The 13,438-nt window shown below is 55.6% G+C and carries 13 protein-coding genes; 8 read left to right on the top strand and 5 right to left on the bottom strand.

Going from position 1 to position 13,438, the window contains the following annotated elements; all coding sequences use genetic code 11:
• Positions 1 to 61: 61 nt before the first annotated feature.
• Complete coding sequence (locus CU103_RS04310; protein ID WP_162707043.1) at positions 62 to 451, bottom strand: hypothetical protein; 390 nt, start codon at positions 449 to 451, stop codon at positions 62 to 64.
• 337 nt (positions 452 to 788) lie between these two features.
• Here CU103_RS04310 and CU103_RS04305 point away from each other — a divergent pair, with 337 nt between their 5' ends.
• The 6 genes from CU103_RS04305 (at position 789) to CU103_RS04280 (ending at position 6,606) form a co-directional block, all read left to right on the top strand.
• The gene (locus CU103_RS04305; RefSeq protein WP_162707042.1) at positions 789 to 1,295 is read left to right on the top strand and encodes a GNAT family N-acetyltransferase; all 507 of its coding nucleotides are present in this window, start codon (positions 789 to 791) and stop codon (positions 1,293 to 1,295) included.
• Between the two features lie 102 nt (positions 1,296 to 1,397).
• The gene (locus CU103_RS04300) at positions 1,398 to 1,844 is read left to right on the top strand and encodes a MarR family winged helix-turn-helix transcriptional regulator (protein WP_106662714.1); all 447 of its coding nucleotides are present in this window, start codon (positions 1,398 to 1,400) and stop codon (positions 1,842 to 1,844) included.
• 97 nt (positions 1,845 to 1,941) lie between these two features.
• The gene (locus CU103_RS04295) at positions 1,942 to 3,510 is read left to right on the top strand and encodes an MFS transporter (RefSeq protein WP_162707064.1); all 1,569 of its coding nucleotides are present in this window, start codon (positions 1,942 to 1,944) and stop codon (positions 3,508 to 3,510) included.
• A gap of 8 nt (positions 3,511 to 3,518) precedes the next feature.
• The gene (locus CU103_RS04290) at positions 3,519 to 4,562 is read left to right on the top strand and encodes an HlyD family secretion protein (protein WP_106662712.1); all 1,044 of its coding nucleotides are present in this window, start codon (positions 3,519 to 3,521) and stop codon (positions 4,560 to 4,562) included.
• Positions 4,563 to 4,631: 69 nt separating this feature from the next.
• Positions 4,632 to 5,885: a BtaA family protein gene (locus tag CU103_RS04285; RefSeq protein ID WP_106662711.1), complete on the top strand. Its 1,254-nt coding sequence runs from the start codon at positions 4,632 to 4,634 to the stop codon at positions 5,883 to 5,885.
• A gap of 4 nt (positions 5,886 to 5,889) precedes the next feature.
• Complete coding sequence (locus CU103_RS04280; RefSeq protein WP_106662710.1) at positions 5,890 to 6,606, top strand: class I SAM-dependent methyltransferase; 717 nt, start codon at positions 5,890 to 5,892, stop codon at positions 6,604 to 6,606.
• Here CU103_RS04280 and CU103_RS04275 read toward each other — a convergent pair.
• Positions 6,552 to 7,574 (bottom strand): Tle-like phospholipase domain-containing protein, encoded by a 1,023-nt coding sequence (locus CU103_RS04275; protein ID WP_106662709.1) that lies wholly within the window; start codon positions 7,572 to 7,574, stop codon positions 6,552 to 6,554. The two genes, CU103_RS04280 and CU103_RS04275, sit on opposite strands and share 55 nt — an antisense overlap.
• 114 nt (positions 7,575 to 7,688) lie before the next feature.
• Positions 7,689 to 8,186, bottom strand: a complete 498-nt coding sequence (locus tag CU103_RS04270; RefSeq protein ID WP_106662708.1) for a hypothetical protein — start codon at positions 8,184 to 8,186, stop codon at positions 7,689 to 7,691.
• 188 nt (positions 8,187 to 8,374) lie between these two features.
• Between CU103_RS04270 and CU103_RS04265 the strand changes: the two genes are divergently transcribed.
• A complete protein-coding gene (locus tag CU103_RS04265; RefSeq protein ID WP_106662707.1) occupies positions 8,375 to 9,193 on the top strand; it encodes a glycoside hydrolase family 25 protein in 819 nt (272 codons plus the stop codon).
• 116 nt (positions 9,194 to 9,309) lie between these two features.
• Entirely contained in the window at positions 9,310 to 10,524 is a 1,215-nt protein-coding gene (locus CU103_RS04260; protein ID WP_106662706.1) for a lytic murein transglycosylase, read from the top strand.
• Between the two features lie 62 nt (positions 10,525 to 10,586).
• Here CU103_RS04260 and CU103_RS04255 read toward each other — a convergent pair whose 3' ends face one another.
• Together CU103_RS04255 and CU103_RS04250 are read right to left on the bottom strand one after the other, a co-directional pair.
• Positions 10,587 to 11,852 (bottom strand): glycerophosphodiester phosphodiesterase family protein, encoded by a 1,266-nt coding sequence (locus tag CU103_RS04255; protein ID WP_245448596.1) that lies wholly within the window; start codon positions 11,850 to 11,852, stop codon positions 10,587 to 10,589.
• A 145-nt stretch (positions 11,853 to 11,997) separates the two neighbouring features.
• Positions 11,998 to 13,347: a glycerophosphodiester phosphodiesterase family protein gene (locus CU103_RS04250; RefSeq protein ID WP_210203709.1), complete on the bottom strand. Its 1,350-nt coding sequence runs from the start codon at positions 13,345 to 13,347 to the stop codon at positions 11,998 to 12,000.
• Positions 13,348 to 13,438: the final 91 nt, after the last annotated feature.

Genomic DNA, 13,438 nt, shown 5'->3' with positions numbered 1-13,438 from the left:
CCGTTGTTCAAAAGGAAACGGCCAGCCGGATGGCTGGCCGTTTCTTCGAAACATCAAAGCATTACTGGACGCCCAGTGCGTCCTTGATGGCCTTTTCCGCCGCATCAGCAGCGGTCTTAATCTGGTCTTCGGTCTGGCCTGCGGCCTTTGCAGCATCCTCCGCGGCTTTGCGCGCAGTTGCGACAGCCGCCTGCTTCTGTTCAGCTGTCATTGTTGCAGCCTGCTCTTTCAGCTTGTTCAGCGTGTCCTGCGCATTCATGGGTGCAGCCGGGGCTGCGGGCGCTTCTGTTTTTGCTGGTTCAGCCGGAGCCGGAGCTGGCGCAGGCGTTGCTGCTGGAGCTGGTTGTTCCGTGGTTGCTGGAGCCTGTTCCGATTTCTGCTCACTTTCGCCACAGGCAGCGAGCGCCAGAAGCGAGACTGCTGCCAGGGAAACAGCGAATTTATTTTTCATGGTTTTCCTCTCCATAATATTAAAGTGGCCCCTCAATATCCACATTACCCAATATGGGGCGGAGATGGGTTTTGTTTTTGTTTTGGGTTAATTTTCAGGTGGATATCAACAACTTCGCGGATAACCTGGCGTGAATTCTTCCGTTGATTGCCCTCGTCTTGCGTCCTGCTTAATCTCGACAGGAAATTATGCGCCAAAGTTTGCGAATCACCCGATCGCTTAGAATGGAAACGGATATGAACGGCAAATGGGATTTCTGGATCGATCGCGGCACCTTTACCGATATGATTGGGAGTTTCCCAACGGTCGGGATCGCATATCACCAGAGCTCGATCAGATGAAAACCACCATTCCTATCCGAATGCTGCGGGCCAGCGACGCCGAATCCTTCCAGGCATTCCGTCTGTTCGGCCTGCGTACGGTCCCCGAGGCATTCGGTTCAAGCCATGAAGAAGAAGTGGATCGTAGCATAGAGGAGGTGCGGCAGCGGCTGGAGGCTCGGCCGAACGCCGTATTCGGTGCTTTTGTGGAAGGCAAGCTCGTCGGCGTGGCTGGATTCGCGGTTAGTACCGCGCTCAAGGAAAGACATAAGGGGTCGCTCTGGGGCGTTTTTGTCGATCCTGAGTGGCGCGGTCATGACCTCGGAAAACGGCTGACACAGACTGTCATCGATTATGCCCGCCTTCACGTCGACACGCTGAAAGCGATAGTTGCCGCCGCGAATGTATCAGCTCGAACGCTCTACCTCGGCCTCGGTTTTACTGTCTACGGCTTCGAAAAAGACTCGTTGCGCGTGAACGGCCAATCTTACGACGATGAGTTGTTGCGGCTCGACCTCCGCTGACTATCAATAACGAAAAATAATCGGCGGCATCTTGAAAAGCAGACCGGTTGAAGTTATATCGCATGATAATAGTTAGTACACTACTCATTATATGGCTACCGGATGCCCCATCAAACTCCACATTTTCAATTTGTCGATGAATTGAGCAAAGCCAGCCGCAAACTTCGCACGCTGTTCGATGCCCGCGTCAAGAAGCTCGGCCTGACCCTTGCGCGAGCAAGAACGCTCATGCTGCTCGACCGGCGGGGCGTTCTCAACCAGAAAGAACTGGCGGAAGAACTCGAGATCGAAACGCCAACCATGGTACGATTGCTCGATGGCCTCGAAAAGCAAGGCTTTATCGAACGTCGCGCACTGGAAGGCGACCGGCGTGTGAAGCAGATCGTCATGACGAAGCACGGTGCCAATCTCGCCACGGACGTCAATCACCTGGCTCAGGAGCTGCGTGCAGAATTCCTAAGCAACATTGACGACAAGGACCTGGCGAAGACCATTGATGTCTTGCGCGCAGTCAATATCAAACTCGGCGACTTGATCGAGCGGGGATAGATCAATGATCCCCGAGGCAGAATTTGTCGGCCACGATCCCACTGGAAAGGCGCCGGTGCCAGAGCAGGTCACTGCTCCTGCGGCAGCGCCCTCACCTATGCACCCGCTCCGGTCGGCCGCCTATATTGCTGCCTCGACGCTGCTATCGATGACGCAGGGTCTCGGGATGAACCTCATCGCGACGAACATCCCACAAATTCAAGGCTATCTTGGTGCCACGAACACGGAAGCCACGTGGCTGCTAGCCGCCTATATGGCGCCAAATGTCAGCCTTTCGATCGCGCTGATAAAGATCCGCAACCAATATGGTCTTCGCAATTTCGCCGAGCTGAGCATCGCCGTATTCGTATTGGTCTCGCTCCTGCATTTGTTTGTCTCGGATCTGCAGTCGGCCATCATGATACGCTTCGTCGCCGGCGTGGCGGCAGCGCCGCTATCGAGCCTCGCCTTCCTATATATGCTGGAGGCCTTCACCCCGGCGCGGAAGATGACGATCGGCATCTGCCTCGTCCTCACCAATATCTCTCTTGCCTCCCCGCTGGCGCGATTGCTCTCACCGGCTTTGCTCGACATCGGCCAGTGGCCGGGCCTTTACATGTTTGAAGTGGCGCTCGCACTGATTGCCTTTGGTGTCATCTACGTTCTGCCGTTAACACCCATGCCGCGGGTCAAGGTGATCGAGAAACTCGACGTTGTAAGCTACCTGTTGATCGCCATTGGTTTCGGCTGCACAGCTATCGTCCTGATGACCGGCCGGCTCTACTGGTGGCGGGAAGCGTCCTGGCTTGGCGTTCTGCTGATCATTGCGATTGTTACCGTGACAACAGCTGTGGTGATCGAGCTCAATCGCGAAAAACCCCTCCTTGATATACGATGGATTGCCAGTAAAGAGATCGTGCATTTCGCCGGGACCATTCTCCTCTTCCGGCTTGCCGTTTCTGAGCAATCTTCCGTTGCCAACAACTTCTTTCAGAATCTCGGACTTCAGAACGACCAGATATCGCTGCTGTATATCATCGTTATGCTGTCGATGATCGTCGCGGGCCTGTGCTGCGCCGCTGTCATGTCACCCGAGCGCGTTCCCGCCATTCACGCCACTGCTTTGATTTTCCTGATCATCGGCTCATATATGGATAGTCAGTCGACCAACCTCACCCGTCCTTCGAACATGTATATCAGCCAAGCATTCATTGCCGGGGCAACTGCACTGTTCCTGCCGCCGGCGATGGCTGTCGGCCTGACGTCAGCCTTGAAGCGCGGTCCGAACTATTTATTGAGTTTCATTATCGTGTTCCTGTCGACGCAGAGTCTGGGTGGCCTTCTCGGCCAGGCGGCATTCGGCTCGTTCATCACGATCCGCGAAAAATACCACTCCAATATTCTCGCCGAGCACATCATCATGTCCGACCCGCTTGTCGCCCAGCGTACGGCACAACTGGCGGATACCTATGGCCGAGTGATCGGCGACAAGGTGTTGCTCAACGCCGAGGGCGTTGCCTTGCTCTCATCGCAGGTAACCCGCGAGGCCAATATACTCGCCTATAATGATGCCTTCCTGCTTATCGCCGCCATCTCTCTCTGCGCACTTATTGCCCTTCTCATGCACGTCGCCATCGGAGGGCATTTGCGCTCCCGCGCGATACCTGCAGCTATCCAAGCAAGTTGATTGAAATCATGTCCAGATATCTTCGCCATTCCGCAACCCTTGTTGCAGTCCTCGCCGGTATTGCCGGCCTCGTGCTGGTACTCTACGCATGGAGGCTGCCGCCTTTTCACAGCAAGATCGAGACAACCGAGAACGCCTATGTAAAAGGCTATGTGACTCTGATCAGCCCGCAACTCAGCGGCTATATCGTGGATGTGCCGGTTCAGGACTACAACCACGTCAAGGCGGGTCAGCTTCTGGCGAAGATTGACGACAGGATTTTTGCACAGAAGCTCGACCAGGCGAAGGCTACGCTGGCGGCGTCACAGGCCGCGCTCGACAATTCCACGCAACAGCAGCGTGTAGCGGAAGCACGGATCGGTTCGAGCCAGGCACAGCTCGATAGCGCCGCCGCCGGCCTCAAACGATCCCAGGCCAATTGGTCCAGGATTGAGCCCCTCGCCCATCAGGGTGTGATGACAAAAAGCGATGCAGAACAAAGCGAGACAACGCTGCAACAGGCGCAGTCCTCAGTCACACAGGCGAAGGCGGCACTGGAAGTATCCCGGCAGGACCTGGAAACGATAAAGGTGAGCCGAGGGTCGCTCGAAGCCGCCGTTGCCGGTGCGCAGGCTGCAGTGAAGCTTGCGGAAATCGATCTGGCCAATACCAGCATTGTCGCGCCGCGCGATGGGACTGTTGGCGAAGTTGGTGTGAAGCTTGGGCAGTATGTCAGTGCTGGCACGCAGTTGATGGCCATCGTACCGCAGGACGTATGGGTCATCGCCAATTTCAAGGAAACCCAGCTCAGCAACATCGCGCCCGGTCAGCCGGTGACCTTCACGGTCGATGCGTTGAACCGCCAGAGCTTGCGGGGTCACGTCGAACGCTTTTCACCTGCCGCAGGTTCGGAATTCAGCGTCCTGAAACCGGACAACGCCACCGGCAATTTCACCAAGGTAGCTCAACGCATTTCAGTACGCATAGCAGTGGACCCGGATCAGCAACTTGCAAAGTCACTGGCGCCTGGGATGTCCGTCGTGGTCAGAACTGAACTCGGCGGGGCGTCGTGAAAGCGTCACTGGTTTGTTACATCAGAATGCTAGGCGGGTAGGAATTTCCAACGAAGGGGATTCGATTAGATGCCGCTTGCTAGACAATCCAGAAGTGCCCCTCTTCCGCGCAACGAGAAGCTCAACAGGGCGGTTCGTCAAAACCGGCTTCTGTCGCGGGCCGGGTTGTCCGAGCGGCTTTTCGCTCATGTCTTCAAGGGACTGGTCTATCCCCAAATCTGGGAAGACCCGGAAGTGGACATGGAAGCGCTGCAGATTCGGGCCGGTCACCGCGTCGTCACCATAGCATCCGGCGGCTGCAACGCCATGTCTTATCTGACTGCGGATCCGGCCAGCGTCGAGGCCGTCGACCTCAATACGGCCCATGTCGCCTTCAACCGGCTCAAACTGGCGGCGATTGCCAACCTGCCCAATTACGATGCCTTCTATCGCTTCTATGGCACGGCCGACGACAAGACAAATCTTGCGGCGTATGAGCGCTTCATCCAGCCACATCTGGATGCGAGCAGCCGCGCCTATTGGGAAAAGCGCATGCTGTCCGGTCGGCGCCGCATCACGATTTTCTCGCGCGACCTTTATCGTCACGGCCTGCTCGGCGTTTTTATAGGCATGGGGCACCGCGTGGCAAAACTTTATGGCATCGATCCGCGCGACATCCTAAAAGCATCGACCATGGAAGAGCAGCGCGCCTATTTCGATCGCGCGCTTGCCCCGCTGTTCGACAAACGAATGATCCGTTGGGCAACGAAGCGCAAATCCTCGTTGTTTGGCCTTGGTATCCCGCCGCAGCAATATGATGCTTTGGCAACCGCCGGAAATGGAAACATGGCGCAAGTTCTGCGCGGCCGGCTCGAGAAGCTTGCCTGCGGGTTTCCGCTCTCGGAAAACTATTTCGCCTGGCAAGCGTTCGGCCGGGGCTACAGCGACAATGCCGAAACTGGCCCCTTGCCCCCTTACCTGTCGCGCAGCAATTTTGCTACCGTGCGTGCACGCGCCGGGCGAATGAGCGTCGTTAATGCCTCCCTGACGGAGTTTCTTGCCGCCAAGCCGGACGCATCGGTCGACCGCTACGTTCTTCTGGATGCGCAGGACTGGATGAACGATACCCAGCTCAATGAACTCTGGAGCGAAATCAGCCGTACCGCCGCCCCAGGCGCCCGTGTCATATTCCGTACCGCGGCCGAACCAACCATACTTCCGGGCCGCATCGACGATGCGGTACTGGATCGCTGGTCCTACGACGAAGAACAATCGCTGGCACTGCACGCGCGCGACCGGTCGTCGATCTATGGCGGGTTTCATCTGTATTCGCTTAAGGACTGATCTAATGTTTGCCAAGATTGAACACGGACCATTGATGGATCGGGTCTACCGGCATCAACGGCACTTCTACGATGCCACCCGCAAGTATTATCTCCTCGGCCGCGATCCGATGATCGCGGGCCTCAATCCGCCGGAAAGAGGCAGCATTCTGGAGATCGGCTGTGGCACCGGCCGCAATCTTGTTCTAGCCGGAGAGGCTTATCCCAAGACTTCGCTTTACGGCATTGACATATCGAATGAAATGCTCGCCACCGCGCGCAAGAAGATCGGCGCGGCGGGCCTTGGTCAGCGGACGAACCTTGCCTATGCCGATGCCGCTGACTTTAGTCCCGCAGCACTTTTCGGACGACGCCAGTTCGACCGGATTTTCATCTCCTATGCAGTGTCGATGATCCCGCAATGGCAAGCAGTGATGCGTGAAGCCGTGAGCCATCTCACGCCCGGCGGAGCCCTGCACGTAGTCGATTTCGGCGACTTGAAAGACCTGCCGGGCTTCACGAGAACCGCGCTCTACAAATGGCTGGCGTGGTACCACGTGGCGCCGCGCAATGATCTGTTCGACGTGGCCGATGCGATTGCGGTCGAGACTGAAACCGAAACTGAGGCTCATCGTCTTTATCGTGGGTTCGCATGGATTTCTGTCATTCGCCGCATTGACCGGAACCACTATTTACACAGATCGTTCTTGGAACCCTCAGAGTTTGGACCTGCGAGGCAATAGAGCGTTGACATGTCCGCCGCCGATCGCATGCGTTGCGGATTGGGCTCGGCCGTGTCGCCGCTGACACTCTTATTCAATTCGCAATCGGCGCGAAGCAGGCACATAACAGGTATACGGGCCGTAGCAACAGCCGCCCGGAGCATGCCTTGTTGACCGGCAAAATTACCGGCATTGCGAACGCGATACCACTGATGCTGGCGCGAAATGCGGAAAAAAGCGCGCGGATTGGGCAAGATCGCAATTCTTGAAGTCAGATCGTTGTCGGCGAAGAGATCCACCACCTGTCCGTCATAGGGTTCCGCGAGACGCCGGTTATTGGACACAAAGGTCGAGTTGAAGGTGATTGCGGCCGTGCATGGAAACGACGCTGCCATGTGGCGGGCAAGTCCGCCGCCCAGTCCATGGCCGACCATGATATATTCGATCGGTAACCCTCCCGCGCTAGCCTGAGTTTCCTTTCGCACCTTTGCAAATTCCTTGCGCGCCGTCCGGTATTGATCCCAGGGATTGATCATTTGTGTGAAATAGGTGCTTTCACTCATGAGATCGGTGATGCTTGTGAATTTATCCTTCCCCCTGAAGACCATCATCACCGACAGGCGATCGGAGTTTTTCCGGTAGTAGAGTTCGGCATAGAAACCGCCTGGCTTTGCGATTGGTTCGCCTTGCGGCACCCAGCCGAAATAATCCGGCTTGAGATTGAATCGCTCACGCGGAATGGGGCGGTAAGCATTCGACGCGTAAGCTGCATAAACGCCAAAATAATCGGCAATCAGCTCATTGTCATAATCGGGAAAGCCGCGATAGTTCCGCCAGAAGCTCGGAATTGCCGGCCGCACGCAATTTCCCGATTGGCTGACTGATATGCCGAGGTCGTCCCGATTGATTGTCACCCAGGAAGCGAGAAAAGCATTTGCCAGACCGATCAAGCCAACGAACAGAACCAGCAGGCCAAGTCTTCGGATCATTCCGTTTCCCCCGATCGATCACATCCGCACGCTTAACACGGGTCACGAATTCGTGCAGCTAACAAAAAATCGCAGCGAGCCAAGGAGCCGTCGGTCAGCAAACGTTGAGACTACTCATTTCCGTTCCGCCTTCATGGAGTCGAACAATCGCTTGATGTCGGTCATTTGATCGTCGGCGAGTTTGTCGGCGCCGGCACCAAAGAGGTTCGAGATATTCTCGTCCACTTTGTCCTTGAATTTTGCACTGGACGGAACTCGCACCATCTGCTTGACCGCATCGGCATTGCAATTGGCGTTCAGAAGCTCAATGGCGCCATATGCCGGGCCAATCGATTCGATATATGGGGAAAGCGCGGCGTCGACATCGGTTTGCCTGCTTGCCAGATCGATGTTCATCCCGACTCGGCTGGCAAAGCGCGCCGAACCGAGCAGCTGAATCGCCCTGTCCAGGGCGAACTTCGCTGCAGCAAAGTTATGCCGAGCTCGTTCGAAGCGGTCCAATGCGTGCTGGCAGCGCGCAGGATCAATCGGCGCATTCAGGTCGAGCGCATGCAACGGCGTCATGAACGGCAAGCCTGCCAGGGACAACGCCGCTAGGATGATCGTCTTCATCGTCATTCCTCCCCTGTCTGGTAAAGCTGGTGAAGAATAACCGATGTTGGTAGCACATACATATGGATACAAATCTGGGACAAAAGTTTGTAGCCATGAGCTAGCACACGCAATTTATTAAGCATAATGACGCATCAGTATGCATGCACCCAATGCCCCGCCACGATTAAAAATACGGACCACAATTCATGAAACGTCTTGCAGCAGGTTTGCTCACTCTTCTACTTTGCGGCTGCACGACAGTTGATTACGACTTTTCGGAAGCGAAACGGCCCTCTTCCCTCCAGCAGATGGCAGCGCCATCTGGCAACGTTAGCGCGCCGCGCTTTGGCGACCGTGACCCGCACGAATGGAATGGCAGGACGCCCTGGCGTTATCCGATCCATGGAACCGACGTTTCAAAGTATCAATCGACAATCGATTGGCAGACTCTTCGCCAAAACCGAATTTCCTTTGTCTTCATCAAGGCGACGGAGGGCGGCGATCGCTTTGATGACCGCTTCGCCGCAAACTGGTCAGCTGCCCGGGCCGCTGGCATACCACGCGGTGCATATCATTTTTACTATTTCTGCCGGAGCGCAAAGGATCAGGCCCGCTGGTTTATAAGTCACGTGCCGAACGACCCGGGGGCGCTGCCGCCGGTTCTCGACATGGAGTGGAACGCGGCCTCTCCTACATGCAAGCTCAGACCTAATGCCGCGATTGTCCGCAGTGAGATGCGCACCTTCATGGATATTCTGGAGCGCCACTACGGCAAACGCCCGATCATCTATACCACCATCGATTTCTTCGATGACAATGATCTGCGGCAACTTGACGGTTATCCGTTCTGGCTGCGCTCCGTCGCCGGTCATCCCGACGAGAGGTATGGCCCCCATCCCTGGACGTTCTGGCAATATACCGGAACCGGGGCAGTCCCCGGAATTCGCGGCGATGCGGATATTAATGTTTTTGCGGGCAACGAAAGCGCCTGGAAACAGTGGCTGGTCCGCAACAAAGTGCGATAAAGGTTGGCGTCCTGCCTTTCTCTCAATTCTTTGACTTCACCTCCCTCGCATATTCGTGCATTAGCAGGGAAAGTTTCGCGTACCTTGAAGTACGCTCGTATTAACGAGATTCCCTGATGAACAAAGTATCGATTGCCATTGCCGCCAGCCTTTTAGTCATATCCAGCGCCGCCAATGCGCTTGATCAGGTGGCACCTCCGCAGCCGGTAGTCGCAAAGCCTGCTTGCGGTGGGGAACTTGAACCATGGTTCAACGGTCTGATCAATGAGGCAAAGGCCGCTGGGGTCACCGACAAGGGCATTAGCGAACTGTTCAAAGCGTCGATGGACGACAAGGTGCTTGAGCGCGACCGCGCCCAAGGCGTTTTCAACCAGACCTTCCTGACGTTCTCATCGCGCATGGTATCCGACTACCGCTTGAAGCAGGGCGCCGCAAACCTCAAGAAATATGCCGACACCTTTGCCCGGGCCGAAGCCGAATATGGCATTCCCGGCCCTGTTATCGCCGCTTTCTGGGGGCTGGAAACCGATTTCGGCGCGGTCCAGGGCGATTTTGACACGCTCAATGCTCTCCTCACCCTGTCTTTCGATTGCCGCAGGCCGGAGCTCTTCCGGCCGCAGTTGATTGCTCTCTTGAAGCTTTTCGACAGCGGTGTCGTGGACGCCAAGACGACCGGTGCCTGGGCCGGCGAGATCGGCCAGATGCAGATGCTGCCCTCAGACTATCTGGAGCGCGGTGTCGATGGCGATGGCGATGAAAAGGTCGACCTGAAACACAGCGCCCCCGACGCGATCATGACCGCTGCACGCGTCATGCGCGATCTTGGCTGGCGCAAAGGCCAGCCATGGCTTGAGGAAGTAAAGCTCACACAGGAACTGCCTTGGGAAAACGCCATCCGCACCAATCGCCTGCCCCACTCCAAATGGGCCGAATGGGGCGTGACCGGCATGAAGGGACCGCTCGGTCCCGACGATGGCGATGCATCGCTGCTGCTGCCGATGGGCCGCAAGGGGCCGGCATTCCTGTCCTACGCGAACTTCGACATCTTCGTCGAGTGGAACAAGTCCATCATTTACGCAACCACCGCAGCCTATTTCGCCACGCGGCTGGCAGGTGCCGGTCCGCTGGAGCCGACCAATCCTGAACCTGGTCTCAATCCGGAACAGATGAAGGAATTGCAGAACAAGCTTGTGGCGCGCGGCCACGATATGGGCCCCAAGATCGATGGCGTTTTCGGCATTCTCACGCGTGATGCGGTCCGTGAGGAGCAGATTCGGCTTGGGCTGCCTGCCGATTCATGGCCAACGCCGGAACTCCTTGGCAAGCTTTGATCCCGATCTTGTGATGACGGAGGATCAACGATCCTCCGTCACTGCGAAGTTATTGACTAATATTATTTCAAACCCATGCAGCTGGCATAATAGCTTGTCGTCCCCACCCAATCGGAAAACACGCCTTTCACGCCAACCTCCTTGGCAAGCACATCCATCCTTCCATAAGTCATATCACCCGTATTGCCGGGCATTCCATCGCGCTCCATGGTATAGCCGACAAGCTCAAATCCGGCTTTCTTTGCGGCAAGAGCAGCTGCCGTCGGGACATATTTTTCACCCACTAATGGCGCAAGACCATCCAGGCTGGACGATATCGTCCTGACGCCTTGTGCATAAAGGCCGGCAAGACTGGTCGGATCTGGAAGAAACTTGATAAGATAAGACGCGCCCTTGCCGAATTCCGGCTCATTCTTGATCCAATAGAGTATGTCAGGAAGATTGAAGGATTGTATGCTCACGCTGGACGGATCGATCTTGGCCGCTTTGTACTCATCGACAACCTGCTGTCTGTAATCATCGAGACTATAGCCTGCTATTGACCTGTCCATATTCTTCAGCTCCGGCGTCATTTTGACGCCCGCCGCATCGAACAGCGCAATCGACTCCGCATGGGACATCAAGGTGCCGCTCCGGTTGGCATAAAGATCGGTGCGCCAATCCTTTGTAGGTGCCTCCATCATTCCCCGAAGCGTCTTGAATTCGGCAAGGGTAATGTCCGATGTGCAGCATCTACCGCCTGTGCATTTGCCTTTGAGCGCTGTGGCCTGAATATTCGTTGTATCATTAAGATCGCATTGCGCGTGGCGGCAGACGAGTTGTTTGTCCTTGGTGAAAGTAACATCGCATTCGAGAATGCCGGCACCCATGCGGATCGCAGCCAGGTAACCCTCCTTGGTATGTTCGGGAAACTGCAAAGGCGCGCCGCGATGGGCGATGGCAAAATCCGTCCGTTTGAACGGACCATCGGCACAGGATTTGAGCTTGGTCTTCAACTCCCCCTCGCTCATGTCATCGACCAGAAAGTAGGGCCTGACGCCCACCTGCACGGCCTGAGGCGTAGCGGCCGACTGGGCTTCGGGCAATGGCAGAGGCCACACGATCGGTCCAAGGTCTTTTGGTGCAGTAGTTGCCTGCGGCGGCAATACGACTGTCTCGTTTGACGGTGCAACCGCTGGTGGGAGGACTGTCACCTTCGGCAATTCGTTCTTGCCGGAAAACGTACTGTCGGATCCATCATTCTTTGGCGCGGCTGGATCACTTCCGTTACACGCGGTAATCATTACCGCAAAGATAAGTAAGACTAAAGTATTAATAACAATTCTCATCAACATATCTCTCAATTCAGAATATTGATGTCGATACAATCCTTTTGTGACAGATATATTTCGTCGGCAATGCTCCAAGGGGCATTGATTTTGAACGAGGAAAAAAACCCTCGGCTCGACGGCCCCGCCGACAATCATTTCTGGCCTACTTCAAACCCATGCAGCTCGCATAATAGCTCGTGGTCCGCACCCAATCTGAAAACACGCCCTTCACGCCAACGTCCTTGGCAAGCACATCCATCAAACCGTAGACATCATCACCATTTTCACCGGGGACATCGTCGTCATGCTCCATCGTCCAGCCGACAAGCTCAAATCCGGCTTTCTTTGCCTTGGTAGCTGCCGCTGATGGGATAAGCTTATTGGTGGTTTTCTCGGTATCGTAAAGATTTCCCACGGCTGACGATATGGTCCTGATACCTTGACTGTATAGGGTTGCCAGCCTGTCGTCGGAAACTGTAGACGATGGTGACCAGAGATAAGACGCGCCCTTGCCGAACTCCGGTTCATGCGCGATCAGATACAGCAAATCGTCAAGATTGTCCGATTGTATGCTCACCCTGGACGGTTCGATCTTGGCGGCCTTGTACTCGTCAACAAGCTGCTGCCTGAAATTGTCGCGGGTGTAACCTGGGGGCAGGGTGATTTTCTTAAGCTCGGGGGCCATCTTGACACCAGCCGCGTCGAACAAGGCAATCGATTGGGCGTGGCTCATCACGGTGCCGCGTGTGTAGAGGCCAGTGCGCCAATCAGCTACGTTCTTCAGATATTCGCCTGGTTTCGTCGCATCGGGGTTGGACCCTGCCAGTTTTCCCTTCAGTGTCTCGAACTCAGCCAAGGTAAAATCATATGTGCAGCAGGAAACAGAAGCCTTTTTCGAGCCATCCGCAGGCTTGAAAGGCACAGAGCATTTTGCCGCCAGCTCCTTGTTGGACAGGACATCTGTCGTTTGAGCAAGATCACATTGACTATGACGGCAAACGAGCTGCTTGTCCTTGGTAAGGGTCACATCGCACTCAAGGATGCCCGCACCCATGCGGATGGCCGCCTCATAGCCTTCCTTTGTGTGTTCGGGAAATTCCAAAGGCGCGCCGCGGTGGGCGATGGCGAAATCCGTCCGTTTGAAAGGCCCGTTAGCGCAGGATTTGAGCTTGGTCTTCAATGGCCCATCGCTCATGCTATCGACCAGATAGTAAGGCCTGGTACCGACCTGTACGGCCTGTGGCGCGGCGGTGGGCTGCGCTTCGGGCAAGGGCAAGGGCCACACGATTGGCCCGAGGTCTTTCAGTGCAGTGGTGGTCTGCGGCGGCAATACGACTGTCTCGTTTGACGGTGCAACCGCTGGTGGGAGGACTGTCACCTTCGGCAATTCGCTCTTGCCGGAAAACGTACTGTCGGATCCATCATTCTTTGGCGCGGCTGGATCACTGCCGTTACATGCGGAAATCATTGCCGCAAAGATAAGTAAGACTAAAGTATTAATAACAATTCTCATCAATATATCTCTCAATTCAGAATATTGATGTCGATACAATCCTTTTGTGACAGATATATTTCGCCACTATTCACGACGGCGCATTTTGATG

The sequence above is a fragment of the Phyllobacterium sophorae genome (assembly GCF_003010965.1).
GTDB classification, from domain to species: domain Bacteria; phylum Pseudomonadota; class Alphaproteobacteria; order Rhizobiales; family Rhizobiaceae; genus Phyllobacterium; species Phyllobacterium sophorae.
The sequence above is the reverse complement of the archived record's forward strand: the minus strand, read 5'-3'. Positions and strand labels throughout refer to the sequence as shown.